The organism is Stenotrophomonas sp. RIT309, from assembly GCF_000632045.1.
In the GTDB taxonomy this organism is placed as follows: domain Bacteria; phylum Pseudomonadota; class Gammaproteobacteria; order Xanthomonadales; family Xanthomonadaceae; genus Stenotrophomonas; species Stenotrophomonas indicatrix.
The window spans coordinates 61,251-86,152 of record NZ_JFYS01000015.1 but is presented as its reverse complement, the minus strand read 5'-3'; the positions used below and the strand labels follow the sequence as shown (position 1 = coordinate 86,152).

Annotated in this window: 23 protein-coding genes and 1 riboswitch; of the genes, 9 read left to right on the top strand and 14 right to left on the bottom strand. The window is 68.1% G+C overall.

The window, feature by feature from the left end:
* Positions 1-81: 81 nt before the first annotated feature.
* Both fabB and fabA read right to left on the bottom strand, forming a co-directional pair.
* Positions 82-1,290 (bottom strand): beta-ketoacyl-ACP synthase I, encoded by a 1,209-nt coding sequence (fabB, locus tag BW38_RS10210; protein ID WP_032976400.1) that lies wholly within the window; start codon positions 1,288-1,290, stop codon positions 82-84.
* Positions 1,290-1,805, bottom strand: a complete 516-nt coding sequence (gene fabA, locus BW38_RS10215; RefSeq protein ID WP_025878420.1) for a 3-hydroxyacyl-[acyl-carrier-protein] dehydratase FabA — start codon at positions 1,803-1,805, stop codon at positions 1,290-1,292. Before fabA ends, fabB begins: the two co-directional genes overlap by 1 nt.
* A 191-nt stretch (positions 1,806-1,996) precedes the next feature.
* Between fabA and dinB the strand changes: the two genes are divergently transcribed.
* Complete coding sequence (gene dinB / locus BW38_RS10220) at positions 1,997-3,091, top strand: DNA polymerase IV (protein WP_025878421.1); 1,095 nt, start codon at positions 1,997-1,999, stop codon at positions 3,089-3,091.
* Positions 3,092-3,532: 441 nt separating this feature from the next.
* Here the strand turns inward: dinB and BW38_RS10225 are convergent, their stop codons facing one another.
* Both BW38_RS10225 and BW38_RS10230 read right to left on the bottom strand, forming a co-directional pair.
* A complete protein-coding gene (locus BW38_RS10225; RefSeq protein ID WP_032976399.1) occupies positions 3,533-4,444 on the bottom strand; it encodes an MBL fold metallo-hydrolase in 912 nt (303 codons plus the stop codon).
* Positions 4,445-4,617: 173 nt separating this feature from the next.
* Positions 4,618-5,256 carry an NAD(P)H-binding protein gene (locus BW38_RS10230; protein WP_032976398.1) on the bottom strand — a complete coding sequence of 213 codons (639 nt, stop codon included), beginning with the start codon at positions 5,254-5,256 and terminating at the stop codon, positions 4,618-4,620.
* Positions 5,257-5,362: 106 nt separating this feature from the next.
* Here BW38_RS10230 and BW38_RS10235 point away from each other — a divergent pair, with 106 nt between their 5' ends.
* From BW38_RS10235 to gph, 3 genes are read left to right on the top strand one after another with little or no spacing between them, the layout of a single operon-like run.
* Positions 5,363-6,292 (top strand): LysR family transcriptional regulator, encoded by a 930-nt coding sequence (locus tag BW38_RS10235; protein WP_032976396.1) that lies wholly within the window; start codon positions 5,363-5,365, stop codon positions 6,290-6,292.
* Positions 6,289-7,080: a class I SAM-dependent methyltransferase gene (locus tag BW38_RS10240; protein ID WP_032976395.1), complete on the top strand. Its 792-nt coding sequence runs from the start codon at positions 6,289-6,291 to the stop codon at positions 7,078-7,080. Before BW38_RS10235 ends, BW38_RS10240 begins: the two co-directional genes overlap by 4 nt.
* Before the next feature lie 50 nt (positions 7,081-7,130).
* A complete protein-coding gene (gene gph / locus BW38_RS10245; RefSeq protein ID WP_025878426.1) occupies positions 7,131-7,799 on the top strand; it encodes a phosphoglycolate phosphatase in 669 nt (222 codons plus the stop codon).
* A gap of 78 nt (positions 7,800-7,877) precedes the next feature.
* Here gph and btuB read toward each other — a convergent pair whose 3' ends face one another.
* On the bottom strand, positions 7,878-9,719 hold the full coding sequence (btuB, locus tag BW38_RS10250) for a TonB-dependent vitamin B12 receptor (RefSeq protein WP_032976394.1): 1,842 nt from the start codon (positions 9,717-9,719) through the stop codon (positions 7,878-7,880).
* A gap of 116 nt (positions 9,720-9,835) precedes the next feature.
* A riboswitch (cobalamin riboswitch) is annotated at positions 9,836-10,057 on the bottom strand.
* A 176-nt stretch (positions 10,058-10,233) separates the two neighbouring features.
* On the opposite strand from btuB, the gene BW38_RS10255 reads away from it, so the two are divergent.
* Positions 10,234-10,812 carry a histidine phosphatase family protein gene (locus BW38_RS10255; RefSeq protein ID WP_025878428.1) on the top strand — a complete coding sequence of 193 codons (579 nt, stop codon included), beginning with the start codon at positions 10,234-10,236 and terminating at the stop codon, positions 10,810-10,812.
* Positions 10,813-10,954: 142 nt separating this feature from the next.
* Here BW38_RS10255 and BW38_RS10260 read toward each other — a convergent pair whose 3' ends face one another.
* Complete coding sequence (locus BW38_RS10260) at positions 10,955-11,317, bottom strand: TfoX/Sxy family protein (protein WP_025878429.1); 363 nt, start codon at positions 11,315-11,317, stop codon at positions 10,955-10,957.
* Positions 11,314-11,796 (bottom strand): GAF domain-containing protein, encoded by a 483-nt coding sequence (locus BW38_RS10265; RefSeq protein WP_025878430.1) that lies wholly within the window; start codon positions 11,794-11,796, stop codon positions 11,314-11,316. The genes BW38_RS10260 and BW38_RS10265 overlap by 4 nt, the downstream gene beginning before the upstream one ends.
* A 66-nt stretch (positions 11,797-11,862) precedes the next feature.
* Here BW38_RS10265 and bioD point away from each other — a divergent pair, with 66 nt between their 5' ends.
* Positions 11,863-12,555 (top strand): dethiobiotin synthase, encoded by a 693-nt coding sequence (gene bioD, locus BW38_RS10270; protein ID WP_032976392.1) that lies wholly within the window; start codon positions 11,863-11,865, stop codon positions 12,553-12,555.
* A 65-nt stretch (positions 12,556-12,620) separates the two neighbouring features.
* On the opposite strand, the gene BW38_RS10275 is transcribed toward bioD, so the two are convergent.
* The 4 genes from BW38_RS10275 to msrB all read right to left on the bottom strand — a co-directional run bounded on the left by BW38_RS10275 (position 12,621) and on the right by msrB (position 17,332).
* Positions 12,621-14,069, bottom strand: coding sequence for a PLP-dependent aminotransferase family protein (locus BW38_RS10275; protein WP_025878432.1), 1,449 nt, complete (start codon positions 14,067-14,069; stop codon positions 12,621-12,623).
* A 169-nt stretch (positions 14,070-14,238) separates the two neighbouring features.
* Positions 14,239-14,976: a peptide-methionine (S)-S-oxide reductase MsrA gene (gene msrA, locus BW38_RS10280; RefSeq protein ID WP_032976391.1), complete on the bottom strand. Its 738-nt coding sequence runs from the start codon at positions 14,974-14,976 to the stop codon at positions 14,239-14,241.
* A 14-nt stretch (positions 14,977-14,990) separates the two neighbouring features.
* Complete coding sequence (locus BW38_RS10285; protein WP_025878434.1) at positions 14,991-16,754, bottom strand: cytochrome c biogenesis protein DipZ; 1,764 nt, start codon at positions 16,752-16,754, stop codon at positions 14,991-14,993.
* Positions 16,755-16,756: 2 nt separating this feature from the next.
* Positions 16,757-17,332, bottom strand: coding sequence for a peptide-methionine (R)-S-oxide reductase MsrB (gene msrB / locus BW38_RS10290; protein ID WP_025878435.1), 576 nt, complete (start codon positions 17,330-17,332; stop codon positions 16,757-16,759).
* Between the two features lie 144 nt (positions 17,333-17,476).
* Between msrB and BW38_RS10295 the strand changes: the two genes are divergently transcribed.
* Both BW38_RS10295 and BW38_RS10300 read left to right on the top strand, forming a co-directional pair.
* The gene (locus BW38_RS10295; RefSeq protein WP_032976390.1) at positions 17,477-18,196 is read left to right on the top strand and encodes a response regulator transcription factor; all 720 of its coding nucleotides are present in this window, start codon (positions 17,477-17,479) and stop codon (positions 18,194-18,196) included.
* The gene (locus BW38_RS10300) at positions 18,193-19,665 is read left to right on the top strand and encodes a HAMP domain-containing sensor histidine kinase (protein WP_032976389.1); all 1,473 of its coding nucleotides are present in this window, start codon (positions 18,193-18,195) and stop codon (positions 19,663-19,665) included. The genes BW38_RS10295 and BW38_RS10300 overlap by 4 nt, the downstream gene beginning before the upstream one ends.
* On the opposite strand, the gene BW38_RS10305 is transcribed toward BW38_RS10300, so the two are convergent.
* Together BW38_RS10305 and BW38_RS10310 are read right to left on the bottom strand one after the other, a co-directional pair.
* A complete protein-coding gene (locus tag BW38_RS10305) occupies positions 19,662-21,011 on the bottom strand; it encodes an ATP-binding protein (protein ID WP_152543306.1) in 1,350 nt (449 codons plus the stop codon). The genes BW38_RS10300 and BW38_RS10305 overlap by 4 nt on opposite strands.
* Positions 21,002-21,691, bottom strand: a complete 690-nt coding sequence (locus tag BW38_RS10310) for a winged helix-turn-helix domain-containing protein (protein WP_025878439.1) — start codon at positions 21,689-21,691, stop codon at positions 21,002-21,004. Before BW38_RS10310 ends, BW38_RS10305 begins: the two co-directional genes overlap by 10 nt.
* Positions 21,692-22,036: 345 nt before the next feature.
* Here BW38_RS10310 and asnB point away from each other — a divergent pair, with 345 nt between their 5' ends.
* Positions 22,037-23,938 (top strand): asparagine synthase (glutamine-hydrolyzing), encoded by a 1,902-nt coding sequence (gene asnB / locus BW38_RS10315; RefSeq protein WP_032976387.1) that lies wholly within the window; start codon positions 22,037-22,039, stop codon positions 23,936-23,938.
* 595 nt (positions 23,939-24,533) lie between these two features.
* On the opposite strand, the gene queD is transcribed toward asnB, so the two are convergent.
* Positions 24,534-24,896 (bottom strand): 6-carboxytetrahydropterin synthase QueD, encoded by a 363-nt coding sequence (gene queD / locus BW38_RS10320; protein WP_025878441.1) that lies wholly within the window; start codon positions 24,894-24,896, stop codon positions 24,534-24,536.
* Between the last annotated feature and the right edge of the window lie 6 nt (positions 24,897-24,902).

Below are 24,902 nucleotides of genomic sequence, written 5' to 3'. Positions count from 1 at the left end.
GGCACGCTTCACCGTTCTCGCCGGGCATGGCCCGGCGCTACCGCCCTGGTAGGTGCCAACCTTGGTTGGCACGCTTTCAGATCACACCCTGCCGAACACCAGCGCCGCGTTGGTGCCACCGAAGCCGAAGCTGTTGGACATCACCGTATCCAGCCTCTGCTCGCGGCTTTCGCGCAGGATCGGGAAGCCTTCCACCCTCGGGTCCAGCTCGCCGATGTTGGCCGAGCCGGTCACGAAGCCATCGCGCATCATCAGCAGGCAGTAGATCGCTTCATGCACGCTGGCGGCGCCCAGCGAATGGCCCGACAGCGCCTTGGTCGAGGACAGCGGCGGAATCGCATCGCCGAACACTTCGCGGATCGCACCCAGCTCGGTCACATCGCCCAGCGGGGTCGAGGTGCCGTGGGTGTTGAGGTAATCCAGCGGACGGTCGACGTTCTGCAGCGCCATCTTCATGCAGCGCACGGCGCCTTCGCCGGACGGCGCGACCATGTCGGCGCCATCGGAGGTCACGCCATAGCCGATCAGCTCGGCATGGATGTGCGCGCCACGTGCCACCGCGTGGTCGTAGTCCTCCAGCACCAGCATGCCGCCACCGCCGGCGATGACGAAGCCATCGCGGTCCTTGTCATACGGGCGCGAGGCGCTGGCGGGGGTGTCGTTGAAGCTGGTGGACAGCGCGCCCATCGCATCGAACATCACGCTCATCGACCAGTGCAGGTCTTCACCGCCGCCAGCGAACATGATGTCCTGCGCGCCGTGGCGGATGAGGTCGGCAGCCGCACCGATGCAGTGCGCCGAGGTCGCGCAGGCGGCCGACAGCGAGTAGCTGACGCCCTTGATCTGGAATGCGGTGGCCAGGCAGGCCGACACGGTCGAGCACATCGTGCGCGGCACCATGTACGGACCCACTTTGCGCACGCCACGGCTGCGCAGCAGATCCACCGCACCGACTTGCCATTCGCTGGAGCCACCGCCGGAACCGGCGATCAGGCCGGTGCGCAGGCCGCTGACCTGTTCCGGGGTCAGGCCCGCATCGGTGATGGCATCGGCCATCGCCAGGTAGGCGAAGGCAGCGGCATCGCTCATGAAGCGCTTCTGCTTGCGGTCGATCAGCGCATCCAGGTCGAGGTCGACGCGACCGCCGACCTGGCTGCGCAGGCCGGCTTCGGCGTGGTCGGCCAGCGCGGTGATGCCGGCGCGGCTTTCACGCAGGGCGGCCGAAACGGTATCCAGATCATTGCCGAGGCAGGACGTGATGCCCATGCCGGTGATGACGACGCGACGCATCAGAAGCTCCCGGTTTCGGTGAACAGGCCCACGCGCAGGTCGCGGGCGTTGTAGATCTCGCGGTCGTCCACGTACATGCGTGCGTCGGACTGGGCCATCACCAGCTTGCGGTTGATGACGCGGCTGATGTCGATCTCGTAGCGCACCAGCTTGGCATCAGGCAGCACCTGGCCGGTGAACTTCACTTCGCCGCAGCCCAGGGCGCGGCCCTTGCCGGGGGCACCCAGCCAGGTCAGGAAGAAGCCGGTCAGCTGCCACATGGCATCCAGGCCCAGGCAGCCGGGCATCACCGGGTCGCCGATGAAGTGGCAGCCGAAGAACCACAGGTCCGGGCGGATATCCAGTTCGGCGCGTACCATGCCCTTGCCATGCGGTCCGCCGTCCTCGCGGATTTCGGTGATGCGGTCGAACATCAGCATCGGGTCGTTGGGCAACCGGCCGGCGGCAGCGCCGAACAGTTCACCGCGTGCGCTGGCCAGCAGCTGGTCGCGGTTGAACGCGTGGAGACGAGTCATGGAAAGCGCAATCCTGGAAGCGAAAACAAGGCAACGAGTTCCCGAGGATGCACGACGGATCAGGCGGATATCAAACCGCGTCTCCGTACGCGTGCGTAGTGTTTTCAGCTGAAACCACGCATCCCGTTGATGCACAACGACCATACTTCGGCGTCTGGACCGGTACGGTGCGGGTATCATGTGGGCCAACCATGAACGCACTGCGCAAGATCATCCACGTCGACATGGACGCCTTCTACGCGTCGGTGGAGCAGCGTGACGATCCGTCACTGCGCGGCAAGCCGGTGGTGGTGGCATGGCGCGGTGCGCGTTCAGTGGTGTGTGCCGCTTCGTACGAGGCGCGCGTGTTCGGCGTGCGTTCGGCGATGCCGGCACTGCGCGCCGAGCGCCTGTGCCCGGACGCGGTCTTCGTGCCACCGGACTTCGCGCGTTACAAAGCGGTGTCGCGCCACGTGCGCGAGATCTTCCTGCGCCATACCGACCTGGTCGAGCCGCTGTCCTTGGACGAGGCCTACCTGGACGTAACCGAGCCGAAGAGTGGCATCGAACTGGCCACCGACATCGCCCGCACCATCCGCGCGCAGATCCGCGAGGAAACCAACCTGACCGCTTCGGCCGGGATCGCGCCGAACAAGTTCCTGGCCAAGATCGCCTCGGACTGGCGCAAGCCCGACGGCCAGTTCGTGATTCCGCCGCAGCGGGTGGACGCATTCCTGCTGCCGCTGCCGGTGAACCGCGTGCCCGGCGTGGGCAAGGTGATGGAAGGCAAGCTGGCGGCGCGCGGCATCGTCACCTGCGGCGACCTGCGGCAATGGACGCTGCCGGACCTGGAAGACGCCTTCGGCAGCTTCGGCCGCAGCCTGTACAACCGCGCACGCGGTGTCGACGAGCGGCCGGTCGAACCGGACCAGCAGGTGCAGTCGATCTCTTCGGAGGACACCTTCGCCGAGGACCTGCTGCTGGAAGACCTGAGCGAGGCGATCGTGCAGCTGGCCGGGAAGACCTGGCAGGCCACGCGCAAGACCGAACGCATCGGCCACACCGTGGTGCTGAAACTGAAGACCGCGCAGTTCCGCATCCTCACCCGCAGCTTCACCCCCGAACGCCCGCCCGAGTCGATGGAAGAACTGCGCGACATCGCACTTTCATTGCGCGCCCGCGTCGACCTGCCCGCCGACACCCGCTATCGGCTGGTCGGCGTCGGCCTCGGCGGTTTCCGCGAAAAGGAAGCCGTGGTGCAGGGCGAATTGTTCGAGCACGCAACGAACGATTCCCCACGGACCTGATACATGTGTCGACCAAGGTCGACACCTACCAACAGCCGCGTGCCGACCAACGGTCAGCACCTACCAACAGCCGCGTGCCGACCAACGGTCAGCACCTACCAACAGCCGCGTGCCGACCAACGGTCAGCACCCACCAACAGCAGCGGGAACCTGTCGAAGGCGGGGCGGGTCCGGTTGCGGGGGTGTCCGCGGCATGGATGCCGCGGCCAAGCCCCCAAGGGTGAGGGCGCTTTGCTTGCGAAGCACTGCTTCGCAAGCGCCCGAACGCACAGCCGCCAGCGGCTGGGCCGGTCTGGGGGTTTACGGCGTCCCCCGCAACCGGACCCACCCCGCCTACCCACGGAATGCCTGCTGTTGCTTTGGCTTTGAGGTTGCCGGCCAGCGGCCGGCACTACCGTTTCGGCGGGTGCAGGGCGCAGCCCTGCAAAAGAACCCCCTACCTTACGGCCACTGCATCTCGCCCTTGGCCACCTTCGCACTCAACTCCAGCGACGCCACACCCGCCAGCTGCGGATAGCGCGCCTGCATCGCCTTCACCAACGCAGCGCTGTCCTTGGCCTTGGCGGTTTCAACATCGAAGGCACGGATGTAATCCGCGGTGAAGCGCAACGCACTGGCATCCAGTACCGCACCCTCCGCGTAATGGCCGGGCACCACCACCTTCGGCTTCAGCGCCTGCAGCTGCTGCAGCGTGCGCAGCCAATCGGCATGCGACTGCGGCGTCTGCGTATCGGCCATCCACACGTGCTCGCCGGCCACTACCGGAATGCCACCGACGATCGCGCGCAGCGACGGCACCCACAGCACGCTGCGGTCCGGCGTCGGGCCATCCAGGCCGATCAACGGCAGGCGCTGGCCTTCCAGCTGCAGTGCATCGCCTTCCAGCACCGCGGGCACCACGATGCGTGCGGGAGCGTCGGCGCCCATCTTCGGCCCCCAGTACGCCAGCTTGCCGGCCTGGGATTCACGGATGTGCGCCACGGTCTGCGCGGTCGCGACGATGCGCGCCTGCGGGAACGCATCCTGCACGGTGGCCAGGCCGAAGTAATAGTCCGGATCGCCATGGCTGATGTAGATGGTGGTCAGCCGCTTGCCGCTGGCACGGATCTGCTCGACCAGCCGGCGTGCATCGCCGGCAGCAAACTGCGCGTTGACCAGGATCGCGTCGTTGCGCCCTTCGATCAGCACCGAGGACACCGAGAACATTGCCTGCGGGCCGGGATGGAAGGTCTGCAGGCGCAGCTGGGATTTGGCAGCGCTGGCGGGTGCAGGCGTGGCCGGTGCGGCCAGCAGCGGGGCGCTGGTGAAGCTGGCAGCCAGCGCGAGAGGAAGCAGCAGGGCAGCAGTACGCATGGGAGGTGTCCTTGGAGTGTCGAGCCGAGCGTTGGCTATGCCGGGCGTCCTTGCCCGGCCCCCTACGGGCCGTCGCAAGCGACGTTGGCAACGGCTCCTGCCGTTGCCTTCGGCTTTACAGGTGGGTAGCGCCGGGCCATGCCCGGCAGGCGGTCAGGCCGGCGAGTGCGCGATCAGTACGCCGCCGTGATGATCTGCCTGGGGTGCTTGTGCGCTTCCAGTTCGGCGACGAACGCGGCGCCGTAGTCGGCGTAGCTGATGCGGCTGTGGCCGCTGGCATCGGCGAGGAAGGCCTTGGGCTGCACGCGGTACTGCCCACGCTCTTCACCTGGGCCGATTTCGGCGGCCGGCGAGAAGAAGGTCCAGTCCAGGTCATCCACCGCCTGCAAGCGGTTGAACGCTTCACGGTGGGCCAGCGCGTAGGGCTTGTAGGCCTCCGGGAAGGTGGGGGTGTCGACCAGCTGCACGCCGGGGGCGACTTCCAGGCTGCCGGCGCCGCCGACCACGACCAGGCGCGGCACGTTGGCCTTGCGGGCGGCATTGGCCAGCTGTGCGGCAACCTCGCCGACGCGACCGATGTCGTCGCCCGGGCGCGGGCCGTAGGCGCTGGCCAGCACATCGTGGCCGGCGATGGCGGCGACCAGGGCGTCCTGGTCATCCAGCGAGGCGATGACCGGATGGGCCCCGGCCAGCTCGGCCGGCAGGTCCTGCGCGCTGCGCACGATGACGGTCAGTTGATGGCCGTTGGCCAGCGCGTGGCGGGCGATCTGGCGGCCGATGTTGCCGGTGGCACCGACGAGGGCGATCTTCATGGCAGGACTCCGTGGGGGTGGTGGTTGGGAATGGGGCCACTGTAGGCCGCTGCAGTCGATCGAAAAACAGCGTATAACGCGCTTGTTTGTTGCATGGATCGAGCAGATGGACCGATTGACCGCCATGACCGTATTCGTCGAAGTTGCCGAGCGCGGCAGCCTGACCGCCGCCGCCGAGGTGCTGGACATGTCGCGGGCGATGGTCAGCCGCTACCTGGCCGAGGTGGAGGGCTGGCTGGGCGCGCGGCTGCTGCACCGGACCACGCGGCGGGTCAGCCTGACCGGGGCCGGTGAAGCCGCGCTGGCGCGTTTCCGGCAGATGCTGGCGATCGGCGAAGAACTGCAGGGTGAGCTGGCCAGCGACGATCCCGAGCCACACGGCACGCTGCGCATCACCGCCAGCGTGTCGTTCGGGCAGAGCCATCTGGCGCGTGCGGTGGCCGCCTTCGTGCAGCGCCATCCGGCCGCACGCATCGAACTGCTGCTGGTCGACCGCATGGTCAACCTGGTGGAGGAGCGCGTCGACCTGGCCGTGCGCATCGCGCGGCAGATCGATCCCAGCCTGATCGCGCGTCGTTTGGCGATCTGCCGTTCGGTGCTGTGCGCGACGCCGGCCTACCTGCAGGCGCGTGGCACGCCGACCGCGCCCGAACACCTCGCCGTGCACAACTGCCTGACCCATCACTACGTCGGCAAAAGCCTGTGGCAGCTGCATCGCGAAGGGCGCTCGTTGTCGGTGGCGGTGGGCGGCAACATCAGTGCCAATGAAGCATCGCTGTTGCTGGAGGCGGTGCGCGCCAATGCAGGTATTGCCATGTTGCCGACCTACCAGGTCGCACCGTTGCTGCGCAGTGGTGAGCTGATCGAACTGCTGCCCGAGTACAGCCTGGACGAGCTGGGCATTCATGCCGTGTACGCCTCGCGCCGGCAACAGCCCGTTATCATGCGGCGATTCCTGGATTTCCTCGCCGAGTGCTTCGCCAGCCCGGCCTTCCAGGATCTGGACTGGCGCCCTTCGCGCAAGGAGAACACATGAACCATGGACAGGCGTTGATCGACCACAACCGTGCTGCCTGGGACCGCCAGGCCAGCGAGGTGCGCGAGTGGTCGCGACCGGTGGATGCCGAAACGATTGCCGCCGCACGCGAGGGACGCTGGCAGGTACACCTGACGCCGCGTGCGTTGCCGCTGGATTGGCTGGGCGATGTGCGTGGCAGGCGCATCCTGTGCCTGGCCTCGGCCGGTGGCCAACAGGCACCCGTGCTTGCCGCGGCAGGCGCTGAGGTGACCGTGTTCGATCTTTCCGACGGGCAGCTGGCGCAGGACCGCGCCGTCGCCGACCGCGACGGTCTGTCGCTGCGCACCGTGCAGGGTGACATGCGTGATCTGCAGGCCTTTGCCAGCGACAGCTTCGACGTGGTGTTCCATCCCATATCGAACCTGTACGTGCCCGACGTGCGTCCGGTGTGGGCCGAGTGCCGCCGGGTGCTGGCACGCGATGGCCTGCTGATGGCCAGCTTCTACAATCCGGTGGTGTTCGTTGCCGCGCCTGATGCACAGCTGAGCGAGCAGGGCCTGATCCGCCCGCAGTACGCGATTCCCTATTCCGACCTGGAAGACCTGGAGCCCGCCGCGCGCGAGGCCAAGCTGGCCCGTGGCGAAGCGCTGACATTCGGTCACAGCCTGGGGGATCTGATCGCCGGGCAGCTGGATGCCGGGTTCGTCATCGACCGCTTCATGGAAGACTGGCAGCCGCAGCCGCGCTTCCTGATCGACCGTTACCTGCCGACCTTCCTGGCCACCCGCGCACGCCGGATCGGCTGAAGACGCGGGCGTACAATGGACGGCCCCACGTTGCACGAGTGAGCCGTCCCTTGTCGTATCCCTATCCGCTGGTCGTGTTCGACCTCGATGGCACGCTGGTCGACAGCGCCGCCGATATCGCCGAAGCACTGAACCGCACGCTGGAAGACATCGGCCTGGCGCGCGTACCCGAAGCCACCGTGCTGGGCTGGATCGGCGACGGCGTGCGCCGGCTGGTCGAACAGGCCGTGCAGGCCGCCGGGCGTCAGATCGATCTGGCAGCGGTGATGCCGACCTTCATGGTCCATTACCGCGAATGCCTGCTGCGCAGCCCGCAGCTGTTCGCTGGCGTAGTGGACGCGCTGGCGCAGTTGCGGGCGTTGAACGTGCCGCTGGCCATCTGCACCAACAAGCCGGCCGCGCTGGTGCCGCCGTTGCTGCAGCACTTGGGCATCGCCGATGCCTTTGCGCTGGTGCTGGGTGGTGATTCGCTGCCGCAGCGCAAGCCCAGTGGTGAGCCGCTGCGGCATATCGCCGCGCACTTCGAACTGCCCGTCGATGCGTGCCTGATGGTTGGCGATTCGCTCACCGACTATCGTGCTGCCGAGGACGCCGGCATGCCGATCGCGCTGGTGCGCTACGGCTATCCGCGAGGACTGGACCTGGAAAACGCGCAGGCCGTCGCGGTAATCGACGACCTGCGTGAACTGCCGGGATTGGCTGCGGTATCGGCGATCTGACCTGCCGGTAGCGCCGGGCCATGCCCGGCGGCCCTTCGATCTGGCGCCCCGACGCCGGGCATGGCCCGGCGCTACCACTTACCTGGGCTGGTAACGCACGCTCAGCTGATACTCGCGGCCTGGCTGGTTGAACCACGCCACGGTTTCGTACTCGCGGTCGAACACATTGGCCACCCGCGCCAGCACCGACCATGCCGGGGTAAGCGCGTATTCGGCGCGCAGGTCCAGCGTGCCGTAGCCGCCGACCTTCACCGCGTTGGCGGCATCGTCGTAGCGCTTGCCCGCGCCCTGTACGGTCAGGCCGGTGCGGAAGTCGCCGAAGCGGCGGTCGATGTCCAGGCGCGCGGTCTGCTGCGCACGGCGTGCCAGCCAGTTGTCGAACTGCGCGCTGCCGTTGGTGCGGTTGCGCGGGTCGGTGAAACTCAGCTGCGCGTTGATGTCGAAGCCGGCCACGGTGGCGCCGCCGGTCAGTTCGGCACCGCGGATGCATGCCTTTTCGACCTGCTGCATGCGGAAGGTGGCCGCGTCGTAGGTGATCAGGTCATCGATGCGGGTTTCGTACACGTCCAGGCCCCAGCGCCAGCCCTGGCCCTGCTGCGAGATGCCGAGGTTGGCACTCTTGGACTTCTCCGGGTCCAGCGTCGGCACGCCGCTCCACGGGTCGTACAGGTCGCTGAAGGTCGGTGCCTTGAACGCGGTGCCGTAGCTGGCGTTGACGCGCAGGCCGTGGCCCAGCTCCATCGCCCAGCCGAGGCTGCCGGTGGCATGGTTGCCGAACTGCTGGTTGTCATCATTGCGTGCGCTGGCCTGCAGCTGGTGACGGCCGAAGCGCGCCTGGTACTGCAGGAACACGCCGGTGTTGCGACGGCTGTCGACCAGGTAACCGGCGCTGCTGCCATCCAGGTTGTCCTCGCTCCAGTCCACGCCGGCGCTGAGCAGCTGGCCTTCGGCAATACCGATGTCGGCCTGCAGCGAAGCGCTGTCGCGGTGCGTCTGTGCGCTGCCGCGTGCACCGAAATCACCGAAGTTGTCGGACTCGTTGTCGCTGCGGCCGACGTTGGCGGTCAGCGTCAACTGCTCCGACGGGGTGTAGCGCACCTTGCCGGCCAGTACCTGCTGGCGGGTCTCGGAGTAGTTGTAGTATCCGTCGTAGTGGTTCTTGCCGTCGGCACGCAGCGCGCTGCCTTCCACGGTCCACTGGTCGCTCAGGTTGTAACTACCGCGCAGGCTCTTGGACAGGTTGCGGTAGCCATCGCGGTCGGGTTCATCGGCAAAGCAGCCGGTGAACAGCGTGGCCGAACCGCGGCAGGCATCGATGCCATCCGAATGCTGGTAGGCGATGTCGGCGCCGAACCAGCCGCGTTCGGTGCCGCCACCGATGCCGCCGCTGGCTTCACGCAGGCCATTGCTGCCGCCGCCCAGCTGGAAGTGCGGAGCGAAATCACCCTGGTTGCGGCGGGTGAAGATCTGGATCACGCCGCCGATGGCGTCGGCACCGTACAGGCTGGACTGCGGGCCGCGCACGATTTCCACGCGCTCGATCTGTGCCAGCGGCAGATCCTGGTACATCGCCAGGCCGAGGTCGGCGCTGTTGATGCGCACGCCATCGACCAGCACCACGGTATGCGAGGAATTGGTGCCACGCAGGAACAGCGAGCTCTGCTTGCCCAGGCCACCGGCATTTGTCAGGTTGATGCCGGCGCGGCCCTGCAGCAGTTCCTGCAGGGAGGTGGCCTGGCTGGATTCGATCTGCGCGCGGTCGATCACCTGCGCAGGCGCAATGCTGTCCTGCAGGGCGATCGGAGTACGGGTAGCGGTGACCAGCACCTGGTCGAGGTCGGCGGCGCCATCATCGGCCAGGGCCAATGCAGGAAGTGCGGCCAGCACGGCCAGGGACAGCATTCGGGACTGCAGTTTCATCGGGGGACTCCAGGTGCCGCGCACGCCCGCGCAGCGAAGGGGAGGAGTCACAACAGGCAGGCACGCGCCGATGCCGCGGCCATCGCCACAGACATCCAGCGCCATGCCCACCGCATCGCGACCTGAGGCTTCCGGGCCGGTCTCCGGGCTCGCCGCCGGGTGGCCCGAGGCCACCGTCCAGGCGCCTTCCCATGCCTGCGGCACAGTGGCGGGTTGCCTGGAATTGACGTGCTTACCGTTGCGGGGGCAGCGCCGGCATGGCGTGTTGTCACGCGTCACCGGCTTCCCGTTTCAACCTGCCGGCAGGGCCGCAGGTCACCTGGAAGTGCGCGCAGTCTACGGCATCGCGGCCGGCCCGTAGCGTCGAACCCGCACGACTGAGCAGGCGCTGATGCACCTGCACGGTGCAGCAGACCTGCGCCAGCGCCTAGAATGCAGCTCGAATTATCGTGGTGCCGTTGCCGATGTCCGTCTGTTTTCCGCTGTTCCCGCGCCGCCCTGACTGGGCACGCGCATGATCCTCGACCTAGTCCGCCATGCCGGCAACGGTCGCGATGAGTTCCTCGATGGCCGCAGCGATCCGCCGCAGCTGGCCCGCCTGCCGCAGGAACTGGTCGATGCCTATGCCGGGCAATCGTGGGAACGGGTGATCAGTTCGCCGCGCCTGCGCTCGCTGCATACGGCGATGGCACTGGCCACACCGCGCGCGCTGGATGTTGAGGCCGACGAGGAGTGGGAAGAGCTGGATTTCGGTGATTGGGATGGCCAGTCATTGTTCGATCTGCCGGAAGAGGCGTTGGCCGCGTTCCACGCCGATCCGCACGCGTTTCCGCCGCCGCATGGCGAAAGCTGGGGCCACTTCGAACGGCGCATCGCACGCGCGCTGGATCGCCTGCTGGATGACGACGACCCGCCGCCGACGGTCGTGGTCAGCCACGGCGGCCCGCTGCGCATGGTGCTGTCGCTGGTGTGCGGCCTGCCGATGTCGCTGTGCTGGGCGCTGCGCATCGACCACGGCACGCGCCTGCGCGTGTGGGTCGAGCGCGGAGAAGTGGGGCTGGTGGGCGAGCTGCTGGAGCTGCAGCAACCCTGACGAATCCGGTAGCGCCGGGCCATGCCCGGCGGATTCCACATCACCCGCGCTACGCGCTCGCCGGGCATGGCCCGGCGCTACCGATCGCGCATCACAGTGGTGGTGCCGGCCGGTGGCCGGCATTCCCAGCAACGCGGAGGCCTCAATCCTCGTCGGCGCTTTCGGCCGTGCTTTCTTCGCCGTCGTCCTCGGCGTCGAAGCGCTGCTCATGCACCGGGCCCGAGGCCGGACCTGCCGCCTTCAGCGGATGCACGGCAATCCGCGCTTCGTAGTCCTGCACCAGCGCCGTACGCTGCGGCTCGCTCAGTTCCTGCCAGTGGCAGTCCAGCAGCGCACCTTCCAGCGAATACAGCAGGTTGAGGCTGGGCTTGAAGCCGGCACGCTTGACCTTGACGAAGGCACCGACGGCACCGATGGCAACCAGGTCCTCACGGCTGCGCAGGCCCACCTGGCGCAGCCATGCCGCACTCTTCGGGCCGATGTTGCGCAGCTTGACCGCGCTCACGCCAACGCCCCGACGAACACCTCGGCGATGGCTTCCAGGCCGGCCTGGTCCTCGGCATCGAAGCGGCCGACGACCGGGCTGTCGATATCGAACACGCCGATCAGCTCCCCACCACGGAGCAACGGCACCACCAGTTCCGAGCGCGATGCGGCGTCGCAGGCGATATGGCCGGGGAAGGCGTCCACATCTTCGATCCGCTGGGTGACGCGCTGGCTGGCGGCCGCACCGCACACGCCCTTGTCCAGCGGAATGCGTACGCAGGCCGGCAGGCCCTGGAACGGACCGACCACCAGTTCCTTGCCGTCATACAGGTAGAAGCCCACCCAGTTCAGGTCGGGCAGGGCGTGGTAGACCAGTGCAGCGAGGTTGGCCGCATTGGCGATGCGGTCGGACTCGCCGTAGACCAGGCCACGGGCCTGTTCCAGCAGCTGGGCGTATTGTTCCGGCTTGCTGCCGGTGAGCGAGGCGTTGGCGAACATGGCCGCAGTCTAGCAAGCGCGCCGGGCCAGCGATAATGGGGCTCTGTTGCCCCGCTGGAGCCTGTGATGTCCCTGCCTGCCACGTTGCCGACGGCCCTGTTCGTCACCGGCACCGATACCGAGATCGGCAAGACCGCCGCCAGTACCGCGCTGCTGCACGCGCTGCGCCGGCGCGGCCTGCGCGCGGTGGGCATGAAGCCGGTGGCCAGCGGCAGCCATGACGCGGGGCAGGGGCTGCGCAACGACGACGCGCTGGCATTGCAGGCCGCCAGCCTGCCGGTGCCTGACTACGCCGATCTGAACCCCTACGCATTGCGCCAGCCGTTGGCGCCCGAACTGGCGGCCGCAGAAGATGGCGTGCGCATCGAACTGGCCCCGATCGTGGCGGCCTTTGAACGCCTGCGCGCACAGGCCGACGTGGTGGTGGTCGAAGGCGTGGGCGGCTGGCTGGCGCCGTTGTCGGCGCAGCTGGACCAGCTTGACCTGGTACGTGCGCTGCGGCTGCCGGTGGTGCTGGTGGTCGGCATGCGTCTGGGCTGCGTCAACCATGCGCGGTTGACCGCACACGCGCTGCAGGCCAGTGGCGTGGAGTGCCTGGGCTGGATCGGCAACCACATCGATCCGTCGATGCAGCGCCAGGATGAGAATTTCGCGACCTTGCAGCAGCGTCTGCCGATGCCCTGCTGGGGCCGGCTGCCGCATCTGCCGGGCGCCGATGGAGAAGCGTTGAGCGCGTATCTGCACAGCGACCACAGGTAGTGCCGGCCGCTGGCCGGCAACTGCACGCGTTTCACCACCTCGAGGTTGCCGGCCAGCGGCCGGCACTACCGTGTTGCCGCCACCAGCTCCCGTGCGATCGCACCCAGGCGTTCCACCGCAGCGATGAAGCGCGCGTCCAGGGTCTGGCAGCACGACAACCGCAGGCAATGCCGGTAGCGCGCGCCACGCGAATACACCTGGCCCGGCATGAACACGATGTCCTCTGCCAATGCGCGCTCGAACAGCTCCCGGGTGTCTACGCCAGGCAGCTCCAGCCACAGCAGGAATCCTCCCTGCGGCTCGGTAGCGCAGGTGCCGGCCGGGAAATGTTCGGCCACCAGCTGCCGCAGGCGACCGACCTGTTCGCGGTACAACCGGCGCATGCGATGCAGGTGGTGCTCGTAGCTGCCTGCTTCCAGGTAGGCCGCCACCGCATCACCGAGCAGCTGCGGTTCGCCGCCGGTGGACTGGAATTTGAGCAGCGCGATGCGTTCGGCGAAGCGGCCGCCATCGAGCCAGCCGATGCGGTAGTCCGGTGCCAGCGTCTTCGAGAATCCACCGACCACCATCACCCAACCGTCGCGGTCGAACGCCTTCAGCAAGGGCGCCGGCGGCTCGCTGAACTGCAGTTCGGCATACACCGCGTCTTCGATCAGCGGCAGCTGGCGTGCGTTGACCAGTTCGGCCAGGCGCTGCTTGTCGGCGATCGGCATCGTGCAGCCCAGCGGGTTGTGCACGGTCGGCATCACCACCAGCGCCGCAAGAGGGGTGTGCTCCAGCAGCGCTTCCAGCGCATCCACGTCCAGGCCGCGCTGCGGATGAGTGGGCAGTTCGATCGGCTGCAGGCCCAGCGTGGTCAGCAGGGGATACAGGTTGAAGTACGAGGGTGCTTCGATGCCGACTGCATCGCCGGGTTGGGTGACCGCGCGCAGTGCCAGTTGCAGTGCTTCCATCGCACCATGGGTCAGCAGCAGGCGTTCGGGGTGGGTATGCAGGCCCATCCGCGGGCCACGCCGCACGATCTGCGCCAGCAGGCGTGGCGAACCATTGGGACGGGCGTAGGTCTCCACGGTCTGCTGGCCATGGCGAAGTACCTGCGCGGTGTGCCGGGCCAGCTGCGCACCCGGGTAGAACTGGCGCCCACGCGGGCCGGCAAAGGCGAGGTCGATCACGCCGGGGCGCCGCTGCGCTTCCAGCACCCGCGCCATCAGCACCTGCTGCAGCGGGGCGGTGGGCGCGGACGGCGCATCACGCAGCGAGCGCTGCGGAACCGACAGTCGCGGCGCGACTTCGAAGCCGGCCTTGGGCCGCGGAATGACCAGGCCGGCGTCTTCCAGCTGACGGTAGGCCGCGATCACCGTGTTCAGGCTGAGCTGGCGCTGCGATGCCATCTGCCGCAGCGATGGCAACCGGCTGCCGACCGGCAGGCGCCCGCCGTGGATGGCTTCAGCCAGCTCGTCCGACAGCCGCTGGTAGCGGGGAGGAATCATCGTGGTGGCGTCTTCTGTATCCATCGACCCGGCCCGCATCTGGTTCTGTACCCATGATGCTGACGAGCCTAGCATGTCGTTGTCGGCCGGGCCTGATCGGGGCCGGGTCGATACTTCCCAAGCGCACGGCCCTGTGGCCGTGCGTCTTTTTCATGCCGTGGTGGCGGCCAGCGGCCGGCCCCACCATGGGGTGTCAGCGCATCGGCACCAACGCGGGATCGCGGCGGTACAACGCCGGGAACTGCTTGCCCAGCGCGGTCAGCTTGGGCGCGTCGTAGTAGCGGATGTACGCGGCCTGCGGGTAGTTGCTCATGTAGTTCTGGTGGTAACTCTCGGCCGGGTAGAAGCGCTGGCCGCTGCTCACCTGGGTCACGATCGGCGCGCGGTAGCTCCCCGCCTGGCCGAGCTGGCCGATGTACGCACGGCTTGCTGCCTGCTGGCGCGCGTCTTCGGCGAAGATCGCCGAGCGGTACTGGCTGCCATGATCGGGCCCCTGGCGGTTGAGCTGGGTCGGGTCGTGCACCACCGAGAAGAACACCTGCATCAACTGTCCATAGCTGACCTGGCGCGGGTCGTAGTCCACCTTCACCGCTTCGGCGTGGCCGGTGCGGCCACCGCTGACGCGTTCATAGCGGGCGTCGGCGGCACTGCCTCCGATGTAACCGGACACCGCGTTGCTCACCCCTTTGACGTGCTGGAACACGCCCTGCACGCCCCAGAAACAACCGCCGGCGAAGACCACGCTGGCGTGGCTTGCTTCATCGCGGAACGCCGCATCACCGCTGGGCGCAGGCAGTGCCTGCAGCTGTGCGGTGGGCTCGGCCGGGGCGGCGATCGCGCTGTGGTCCACCAGCAGCACACCCGCGACCAGCGCGGTGGCGACCAGGCCGGCGACGCCGGCGGCAATGCCCTGTTCGAAGGAGAGTTTCATCGTGTGCTCCCGGTTCAACCGAAGGTGAAGGCGTAGGCCTGCACGCCTGCGTCGAGGAATTCGATCTCGAAACGATGCGGACCGATCGTGCCGCGCTGGCGGATCAGCTGGTACAGGCGGTGCTCGTTGACGGTGCCGGTGCCATCGGCGGCCACGTCGGCGCCGGCATCGGCCGCGGGCAGTGGCTTGCCATCGAGCAGCACGCGGAAGCGCACCGGCTTGCCGTCCTCGCCCGGTGCCAGCACCAGATGCAGGTCGCGGGCGTGGAACTGGAACGCGATGCGGCCGCCGGCCTGCTGCAGTTGTGCAGCCTCATCGTTGACCCGCCACTGTCCGGACAGGCCCCATTGGTTCAGCGCCAGGGTGGACGGCAGCGTGTAGCCGAATGCTGCGTCGGCGCGCTGCCCGCCCGGCGAGGCGAACTGCTCGGCTCGTGCGTGGCCCAGGTAGGTTTCCGGCGAGCGCAGGTTGCCCATGTCGGCCTGCGTGGCCACGCCCTGCAGGTCAGCCGCGGCCGGATCAGCAGGCGGCGGCAGCTCGGTCTGCCCGGCTTCCACCAGCAGGCGGCGGATCACCTGTTCGGAGTGCGCGTAGTTGCCCTCGCCGAACTGATGCCCGCGGATGTTGCCCTGCGCATCGACGAAGTAGTGCGCCGGCCAGTAGCGGTTGTTGAACGCGCGCCAGATCGCATACTGGTTGTCGAGTGCGACCGGGTACTCGACCTTCAGCTGCTGCACGGCCTTCATCACGTTGCGCGGGTCGCGCTCGAACGCGAATTCCGGGGTGTGCACGCCGATCACCACCAGGCCATGGTCGCGGTAGCGCTGCGCCCATTCGTGCACGAACGGCATCGCACGCAGGCAGTTGATGCAGGAATAGGTCCAGAAGTCGATCAGCACGACCTTGCCATGCAGCTGCTCGCGGCTCAGCGGCGGGCTGTTGAGCCACCCGGTGGCGCCGTCCAGCGTGGGCAGCGTTCCTTCCACCGGCAGCGGCGCGCCTGCCTGGCCGGCTGCCATCATCATCATCGGTGGTGCTGCTGGCTGCGTGCCGGGCACGGCATCGAGCAGGCCCTGTTCGATGCGTGCGGTACTGACCGCGGACAGGCGGGTCAGCAGGCCGGTGTCCCAGCCCAGGCCGATCGCCACCACCGCCAGCAGCGCGGCCACGCCGAGCACCCGGCGCACCACATTGCCCAGGCCTAGCCGGGCCTGCAGGGCGCGGAACACACGGCCGCCCACCCACACCGCCAGCGCCAGTGCGGTGACGGCGCCCAGCGCGTAGGCCAGCAACAGCGAACTGGTGCCGACACTGGCGCCGTTCAGGGCGGCACCGGTCAGCACCAGGCCGAGAATCGGACCGGCGCAGGGGGCCCACAGCAGGCCAGTGGCGATGCCGATCAGCAGCGAGGTCCAGGCGCCGCCACGGCCAGCCGCATCCGCGGCGTCGGCACGTGCGCTCAGGCGCGCGCCGATGCGCTGGAACGGCGCCAGCAGGTGGTCGGCCAGGGTCGGCCACAGCAGCGCGATGGCGAACACCGCCATCAGTACCAGTGCCACCCAGCGGCCGACCTGGTTGGCCTGCGCCACCCACTGGCTGCCGACCGCCGCCAGACTGGCGACCACGGTGAAGGTCAGTGCCATGCCCAGGAGCAGCGGCAGGGTGCTGCGCAGGAAAGGACGATCAGCGCGTGCGAAAACGAACGGCAGCACCGGCAGGATGCACGGGCTGAGCAGGGTCAGCACGCCGCCGAGATAGGCAAGCAGCAACAGCAGCATCATCAGGCTCCAGAAGCAGGGGAAGAACCGACCGGCACGCGCCAGCCGCCAGCGGCGTCCTGTTGCGCAGTCCCGGGCATGAACGCCATCGCGGCGCCGTTCATGCAGTAGCGCAGTCCGGTCGGCCGCGGGCCGTCGTTGAACACATGGCCGAGATGGCCGCCACAGCGGCGGCAATGTGCTTCCACCCGCAACATGCCGAAGGTGGTGTCACGGTCCTCGCCGATGGCGTTGTGCAGCGGCGCCCAGAAGCTGGGCCAGCCGGTGTGGCTTTCGAACTTGGTGGACGAAGAGAACAGCGGCAACGCACAGCCGGCACAGGCGAACGTGCCCTGCCGATGTTCCTTGTTCAGCGGGCTGCTCCAGGGGCGCTCGGTGGCCTGCTGGCGCAGCACGGCGTACTGCGCCGGGCTCAGCAGCCGGCGCCACTCGGCATCGCTGCGGACCACCTCGAACTGTCGCGCAGGCCGTGCCTCGGCAGCGGCCGGGGCCGCGCGGCTGCACGCGCCCAGGCCCAGCAGGCCGGCGGCGGTGACAGCACCGCCCAGGCCCAGCAGATGGCGGCGGGTGAGGGACATGGTGGACTCCGGGAAGGGGCGACGGGGCCATGCTGCGCCCCCTCCGGTCAACGAATCCTCACGCAGGATTCAATTTTTCGTGAGGTATCCACGCCGTTCCCGCGCCACAATGCGGGCAGCCTCCCCACTGGCCCGAAGCTGCCGATGTCCGCCAAACGTGTCCTGATCGTTGAAGACGATGCCCACATCGCCGACCTGCTGCGCATGCACCTGGGGGATGAGGGCTATGAAGTCGCACACGCCGCCAGCGGCGATGCCGGCCTGCGCCTGATCGAACAGGAAGGTCCGTGGGATGCACTGGTACTGGACGTGATGCTGCCGGGCGTGGACGGCCTGCAGGTCTGCCAGCGTGCACGCGCGATGGCGCGCTACGTGCCGATCATCATCATCAGCGCACGTGGCAGCGAAACCCAGCGCATCGTCGGCCTGGAACTGGGCGCGGACGACTACCTGGCCAAGCCGTTCTCGATGCCGGAACTGGTGGCGCGCGTGCGTGCGCTGCTGCGCCGCGCCGAAGCCATGGCACAGAACGCGCGCATCGATGCCGGGGCGATCGAACTCGGGGGGCTGCGGCTGGACCCGGTCGCCCGTACTGCCGCCGTCGATGGCAATGCACTGGAACTGACCCCGCGTGAGTTCGAACTGCTGCTGTTCTTCGCCCGCCACCCGGACCAGGTGTTTGCGCGGATGGAACTGCTCAACCAGGTCTGGGGCTACCAGCACGACGGTTACGAGCACACGGTCAACACCCACATCAACCGCCTGCGCAGCAAGATCGAGACCGACCCGGGCAACCCGCGGCGCCTGCTGACGGTGTGGGGGCGCGGTTACAAACTGGTCGACCCGGCCGGGGCGGCCACATGATCAAGCCGAACCTGTGGCAGAAGCTGGCGCTGGTGATGTCGGCGCTGATGCTGACGTGCTGCATGGCGCTGCTGGCCTGGCAGATGCGCACCAATACCCGGCATGAGCAGGAAGTGGTGCAGCGCCTGTCGCTTGGGTTGGCCGAGCACATCGCCCAGCGCAGCGAACTGATGGACACCAGCGGCATGCGCGATGCAGCGGTGCGCGCATTGTTCGGCCAGCTGATGGCGGTCAACCCCAGTGTCGAGGTGTACCTGCTGGATGAGCAGGGTCGCATCCTCGGCCACGATGCGCCCAGCGGCCACCTGGTGCGCAGCCGGGTGGACGTGGCACCGCTGCGGCGCCTGCTGTCCGGTGCGCCGCTGCCGATCCTCGGTGACGATCCGCGCAGCACGGATGGTCGCAAGGTGTTCAGTGTCGCGCCGCTGGTGGTGCAGGGGCGGCAGGCGGGTTACGTGTACGTGGTACTGGTGGGCGAACACCGGCAGATGCTGGCCGACGATCTGGCCGCCGGCAGCCAATGGCACACCACGCTCTGGTCGGTGCTGTTGATCGGCGGGCTGGGCCTGCTTGCCGGCCTGGTGGCCTTCTACTGGGTGACCCGGCCCCTGCGCCAGGTCACCCGGCGCATACAGGCCTTCGACATCGACGCTCCGACACCACTGCCAGCGCCGGTACCGCTGCGCGCGGGCGAGCGCGATGAACTGAAGATCCTCGAACATGCCCATTCGCAGATGGCACAGCGGCTGGGCGAGCAGTGGCAGCAGCTTCGCCAGCAGGACCTGCAGCGCCGCGAACTGGTGGCCAACATCTCGCACGACCTGCGCACGCCGTTGTCCTCGCTGCACGGTTACCTGGAAACGCTGGCGCTGAAAGAAGCCACGCTGTCGACGCAGGAGCGTCGTCGCTATCTCGGTATCGCGCTGGCGCAGAGCGCCAAGGTCGGCCGTCTGGCCCGGGCGTTGTTTGAACTGGCGCGGCTGGAGCACGGTGAAGTGCGGCTGGAGTGGGAAGTGTTCGCGCTGCCGGAACTGCTGCAGGACGTACTGCAGAAGTTCGAGCTGGCCGCGCAGGCACGTGGGCAGCGCCTGCACGCTGATTTCCCGCCGGGCCTGCCGCTGGTGCGCGCCGACCTGGGTCTTGTGGAGCGCGTGCTGACCAATCTGCTCGACAACGCGCTGCGGCATGCGCCGGACGGGGGCCGCGTGCAGGTGCAGCTGTCGGCGCTGCCCGACAGTGTGCAGGTGGCGGTACAGGACGATGGCCCTGGGGTGGCGCCAGCACTGCGTGGGCAACTGTTCCAGGCGCCGGCGGCACTGGGCGCGCGGCGTGGCGAGAACGGCGGGCTCGGCCTGCTGATCGTGCAGCGCATCGTGCAGTTGCATGGCCGCCGTATCGAACTGCGCGACAGCGAACAGGGCGCGCTGTTCGTGTTCGCCTTGCCGCGTGCCGATGCCGAGGCGAACTAGACGTTGTCTGCCGGTGGCGGGACACCGCTTTCCATCGGCAGCAGCAGCCGGATGCAGGCACCGCCGAGCACCGAATCGGCCACTTCCACCTGGCCGCGATGCTTGTCCGCCACCACCTGCACCAGCGCCAGGCCCAGCCCGAAACCCGGGCTGGCCAGGTCCAGCCGCACGTAGGGCTGCAGCACCTGGCTGCGCAGTTCGACGGCGATACCGGGGCCGTCGTCCTCCACCTGCAGGCACAGCCATCCCTCGTTGAGCGTGCTGACGATGCGGATCTGCCGGCGCGCATAGCGCAGCGCGTTGCCCAGCAGGTTGCGCAGCGCCAGTTCCAGCATGTGCCGGTTGACGTTGACCAGCCCTGCCGGTGACAGGTCCTGCTGCACCGGTATCGTCAGTGGTGCGAACTGCTCGACCACACCGCGTACCAGCGCGGCCAGTTGCAGGCGCTGGCGGGTGACCTGATGGCAGCGGCCGAGCGCGGCATACTCGACACCCGCATCGGTCAGGTGCTGCAACCGGTCGATGTCGATGCGCAGGCCGGACAGCGCATCGCGCTGGGCGTCGTCCAGTCCGGTGTCTTCCAGGTCGGCCAGGCCGAAGCGCATGCGTGCCAGCGGTGTGCGGACTTCGTGCGCCACCGCCTGGGCCAGCACGCGCTGGCTGTCCAGCAGCAGCTGCAGCTGTTCGGCCATGTGGTTGAACGCCTTGGCCAATGGCCGCACCAGCGCGGTACCGGCGCGTGGCGCCCGGCTGTCGAGCTGGCCATCGCGCATCCGTCGCGCGGTCTGCGCCAGCTGCGAGACATCGCGCCATAACCGGTAGACCATCACGTACATCGGCAATGCCACCGCCACCATCAGGATCAGCAGGATGATGGCCACGCCGGAGGCTTCGCTGTCCTGCCAGCCTTCTTCGGGCAGGGCCTGGTCCAGCGGCCCCAGGATCAGCGCACTGCCGCTGTTGCCGACGCGCTGCAGGCTGCGCATGCTGTCCAGCTCGATCTGCACGTGTCCGTTGAGCAAGCCCTTGCGCTGTTTCGCCGGCAGTATCGCGGCAGCTTCGGTCAGCGGCATCAGCTGCAGCGGATAGGCGAAATCGCTGTCCAACTGTTGTGCCAGGGCTGGCCACTGCGCCGGCGGCGTTTCGGCGAAGCGATGTTGCAGCATGGCGTGCGGGCCGCGCATTTCCGCCTGCAGGCTGGCCTCGGTGCGGTCTTCCAGCAGCGCATCCCAGGCCCACAGCCCGAGCACGATCAGCAGCAGATGGGCGGTGAGGAAACCGATGCCGTAGCGCAGGAAGTGGAAGGCATGGCCACGCATGGGCGACGACGGATGCTTCATCCCCATGCTGATCGGCTGAACAGGTAACCACGGCCGCGCACGGTCTTGATCCGCTCGGGCTGCTCCGGGTTGTCGCCGAGCTTGCGCCGCAGGCGCGAGATGCGTGCGTCGATCGACCGATCCAGGCCATCGAAGGCGATGCCGCGCAGGCCACGCAGCAGCGCATCGCGGTCGAGGATCTGGCCCGCGTTGCCGGCCAGCAGGAACAGCAGGTCGAACTCGGCGGTGGTCAGCTCCAGCAGGCGGCCCTGCAGGTGCACGTTGCGGGTGGACGGGTCGATGCTCAGTTCACCGAAACGCAGGGCGCCATCGCGTGGCTCGACCCGGCGGTGGCGGCGCAGGTGGGCGCGCAGCCGGGCCAGCAGCACCCGTGGTTCGATCGGCTTGCCGATGTAGTCGTCGGCGCCCAGCTCCAGCCCCAGCACCTGGTCGATGTTGTCCGTGCGGGCGCTCAGCACGCAGATGATCCCGTCATAGTGGGGCCGGATCTGCCGACACACTTCGAAACCATCCTGGCCCGGCAGACCGATGTCGAGCAGGACCAGCGCCGGCTTCTCGCTGAGGATCCGGGCGATCGCGCGCTGGCCGCAGCGTTCGTGGGCGACCTGGTAACCGTGGCGCTTCAGGTAGTCGCTGACCATCGTGCCCAGCCGAGCGTCGTCTTCAACCAGTACGATATCCAGCATCTACAAGGCCTCCGGGGTGCTTCCGTACCGCCGTGGCACGAGCGCGGCGATGCTATCCCAGCTGCCGGGCCGCTCGGGTCCAGGGAGCGGGCGCCATTCAGCCGGGGTTGATGGCGCGCGGGCCGGGCCTCAGGCCGGGCAACGAATTGGCCGCACGGTAGCAATCGTGTTGTTACAAAACGTTACGCAAGCCGCGCCTGCGGTGACGGTCGCTGACAGCGCTACGACTGACGTGGCGCTCGGCGGGGCCGAGCATGGCAGCTCTCCCCATCCGCGTGCCGCCCTCATGCCGTCCGCCTCCTGCCCCGCGCTTTTCCTTGAATGCCGCTGCCATGGAGGCCAGCGATGAGCGGCGTGGTCGGGGCCTGGCTGCCGCCTGCCGACGATGAGCAGCTGCTGCAGCAGCTGGCGCCGATGCTGCGGGCGCTGCAGCAGCGCGGCCGCGGTCGCATCGGGTACTGGACCGATGCCGACGCAGGGCTGGCCCTCGGTCATTGCCGTGCGCCGACCGACATGCCGTTGCAGCCGCTCAGCTCCAGCTGCGGGCGCTACGTGCTGTGCCTGGATGGCCGCATCTACAACCGCTCGGCCCTGCAGTCGCAGCTGCGCGACCTGCCACGCAACTGCACCGATGCACGCCTGTTGCTGCAGGCCGTCGTCGAGTGGGGCGTGCAGCGTGCGCTGTCGCGCATCGAAGGGGCATTTGCGTTCAGCGTCTGGGACCGCCACGCACATGAGCTCTGGCTGGCGCGCGACCCGGTCGGCGAACGGCCGTTGTATTACGGCTGGTACCAGGGCCAGTTCCTGTTCGCTTCGGAGTTGAAGGCGCTGCAGGCCTTTGCCGGATTCGCTCCCAGCATCGACCAGGATGCATTGAGCCTGCTGCTGCGCCATGACTATGTGCCGGCGCCGCACACCATCTATCGCGGCATCCACAAGCTGGTGGCCGGGGCGATGCTGCGCGTGGACCTCAACGATCATGCCGCCGGCGGATCAACGCAGGCCGCGCAGGGCGGCCATCGCTACTGGTGCGCGCGCGATGCGATGCAATCCGCGCTGCAGCAGCCGTTGCAGCCGGCGCCCAGCCTGGAGCAGGCCACCGACCAGTTGGAGGTGGTGCTGCAGCAGGCGATCGCCACGCGCGTGCATTCACCCGTGGCCTGCGGTGCATTCCTGTCCGGTGGCACCGATTCGTCGCTGGTGGTGGCGATGATGCAGGCGCAGTCGGCGTTGCCGGTGGAAGCATGGACGGTGGGTTTCGACGACCCCGGTCACGACGAGAGCGACTGGGCCTCGCAGGTGGCCCGGCACCTGGGCGTGCATCACCACCTGCACAGGATGGACAGCCGGCAGGGCCTGGAACTGCTGCAACGCTTGCCGCAGGTCTGGTGCGAACCGTTCGCCGATGCCTCGCAGCTGCCCACCCTGCTGGCCAGCGAGCTGCTCGGCGCGCGCAAGCCGGTGGCGCTGACCGGCGACGGCGGCGATGAGCTGTTCTTCGGCCACCCCAGCTATGGCCGCGCGCTGCGCAATGCGCGCCTGTGCGGTGGCCTGCCGGAATGGGTACGTGATCTTGCACGGCGTGGCAGCAGCCGCTTGAACGTCGAGCGTGGTCGGCTGGGCGGTTGGCGGGCACTGGTGGCCGAGGTGGCCGCCAACGACGTGGAGGGGCATTACCTGCAGCGCGTCACCCGCTGGCGGCAGCCGACCCAGGTGGTACTGGGGGCGCGCGAGCCGGCGACGATCTTCCACCAGCAGGACACCGCACTGCCGGCGGAAGCGCGCATCCAGCTGCTGGATTTCCGCATGGACCTGGCCGAGGGGATCCTTGCCAAGGTCGACCGTGCCGGCATGGCGGCCGGCGTGGAGACACGCTCGCCGTTGCTGGACATGGAGGTCATACGCCTGGCCTGGCGCCTGCCGCAGCACTTGAAGTACCACGACGGCGAGCACAAGCGGATCCTCAAGCATCTGCTGGCGCGCTACCTGCCCGCGCCGCTGGTCTATCGCCCCAAGCGCGGTTTCGGCCCACCGATGGCACGCTGGCTGGCCGGCCCGCTGCGCGACTGGGCGGAAGCGTTGCTCGACCCGCAGCTGCTGTGCAACCAGGGGTGCTTCGATGCAGTACGCGTGCGCGCGATCTGGGAGGCGTTCCTGCGCGGCGAGCGCAAATGGCATACGCACCTGTGGAACGTGTTGATGTTCCAGGCGTGGTACCAGCACTGGCACGGCAATCGCGGGCGTTGAGCGCTCCTTGCGTGGCCGATCCATTCTGCGCGGCACATCTGCGCGGCGCAGGGCGGAGGCCCTTGCGTGCGAATGTCCTCCGGTGCCGGCCCTTGGCCGTCACCTCCCCCTTTACTTCGCACGCAAGGGCCTCCGCCCTGCGTGGGGAGATCTTCGGTGTCTCACTGAAAGGCCGTCCTGAGCGCTGCATCTGGGTGCCGCAAGCCGAGCCTCGTTGGGGCGGGTAGGGGTTTGGGCAAAGTAAAGGAGGAGGTGACGGCCAACGGCCGGCGCCGGGGGACATTTGGCCAGACCCCTACCTGCCCCGGCGGGGCCCATCAGTTCGCAGAGCTTCCAGACGAAGGAGCGCTCTGGAATCCAGACGCCAGGCAAAAAAAGACCCGGCAGAGGGAGGGATCTGCCGGGTCCGGATTGCATGGGGGGAGGGACCCATGCAATGAGCGTGGGCGTCGCGCCGGTGGCTGTTGCCTGCCAGTCGCATCCGCCGTGCATTTGTATTGATGCAATGCAGCATACGCCGATCATGCGGCAATGCAACAAAAATCACGAAGGCGCCATCTCTGGCGCCTTGAGGCCTTTCAGATCAATGGGTTGATCAGGCGGCGGGGCCGCGGTAACGGCAGCCCGAGGTGCACGTTTCGTGCACGGTGATCTCGCTCAATGCCGGCAGGGTGGGCTTGAGCTCGTTCCAGATCCACACGGCCAGGTTTTCGCTGGTCGGGTTCTCCAGGCCGGGGATGTCATTGAGGTAATGGTGGTCCAGGCGGTCGTAGATCGGCTGGAAAGCCGCCTTCACGTCACCGAAATCCATGATCCAGCCGGTCTGCGCGCCCGGCTCGCCCTCGACTTTCAGTTCCACCCGGAAGGAGTGGCCGTGCAGGCGCGCGCACTTGTGCCCCGGCGGCACGTTGGGGAGGCGGTGCGCCGCCTCGAGCATGAAGACTTTGAAGATTTCCATGGCGCG

Coding starts and splice junctions, on each gene's coding strand:
- fabB (WP_032976400.1), bottom strand. CDS start 1,290: ATGCGTCGCGTCGTCATCACCGGCATGGGCATCACGTCCTGCCTCGGC.
- fabA (WP_025878420.1), bottom strand. CDS start 1,805: ATGACTCGTCTCCACGCGTTCAACCGCGACCAGCTGCTGGCCAGCGCA.
- dinB (WP_025878421.1), top strand. CDS start 1,997: ATGAACGCACTGCGCAAGATCATCCACGTCGACATGGACGCCTTCTAC.
- BW38_RS10225 (WP_032976399.1), bottom strand. CDS start 4,444: ATGCGTACTGCTGCCCTGCTGCTTCCTCTCGCGCTGGCTGCCAGCTTC.
- BW38_RS10230 (WP_032976398.1), bottom strand. CDS start 5,256: ATGAAGATCGCCCTCGTCGGTGCCACCGGCAACATCGGCCGCCAGATC.
- BW38_RS10235 (WP_032976396.1), top strand. CDS start 5,363: ATGGACCGATTGACCGCCATGACCGTATTCGTCGAAGTTGCCGAGCGC.
- BW38_RS10240 (WP_032976395.1), top strand. CDS start 6,289: ATGAACCATGGACAGGCGTTGATCGACCACAACCGTGCTGCCTGGGAC.
- btuB (WP_032976394.1), bottom strand. CDS start 9,719: ATGAAACTGCAGTCCCGAATGCTGTCCCTGGCCGTGCTGGCCGCACTT.
- BW38_RS10255 (WP_025878428.1), top strand. CDS start 10,234: ATGATCCTCGACCTAGTCCGCCATGCCGGCAACGGTCGCGATGAGTTC.
- BW38_RS10265 (WP_025878430.1), bottom strand. CDS start 11,796: ATGTTCGCCAACGCCTCGCTCACCGGCAGCAAGCCGGAACAATACGCC.
- bioD (WP_032976392.1), top strand. CDS start 11,863: ATGTCCCTGCCTGCCACGTTGCCGACGGCCCTGTTCGTCACCGGCACC.
- BW38_RS10275 (WP_025878432.1), bottom strand. CDS start 14,069: ATGGATACAGAAGACGCCACCACGATGATTCCTCCCCGCTACCAGCGG.
- msrA (WP_032976391.1), bottom strand. CDS start 14,976: ATGAAACTCTCCTTCGAACAGGGCATTGCCGCCGGCGTCGCCGGCCTG.
- BW38_RS10285 (WP_025878434.1), bottom strand. CDS start 16,754: ATGCTGCTGTTGCTGCTTGCCTATCTCGGCGGCGTGCTGACCCTGCTC.
- msrB (WP_025878435.1), bottom strand. CDS start 17,332: ATGTCCCTCACCCGCCGCCATCTGCTGGGCCTGGGCGGTGCTGTCACC.
- BW38_RS10295 (WP_032976390.1), top strand. CDS start 17,477: ATGTCCGCCAAACGTGTCCTGATCGTTGAAGACGATGCCCACATCGCC.
- BW38_RS10300 (WP_032976389.1), top strand. CDS start 18,193: ATGATCAAGCCGAACCTGTGGCAGAAGCTGGCGCTGGTGATGTCGGCG.
- BW38_RS10305 (WP_152543306.1), bottom strand. CDS start 21,011: ATGGGGATGAAGCATCCGTCGTCGCCCATGCGTGGCCATGCCTTCCAC.
- BW38_RS10310 (WP_025878439.1), bottom strand. CDS start 21,691: ATGCTGGATATCGTACTGGTTGAAGACGACGCTCGGCTGGGCACGATG.
- asnB (WP_032976387.1), top strand. CDS start 22,037: ATGAGCGGCGTGGTCGGGGCCTGGCTGCCGCCTGCCGACGATGAGCAG.
- queD (WP_025878441.1), bottom strand. CDS start 24,896: ATGGAAATCTTCAAAGTCTTCATGCTCGAGGCGGCGCACCGCCTCCCC.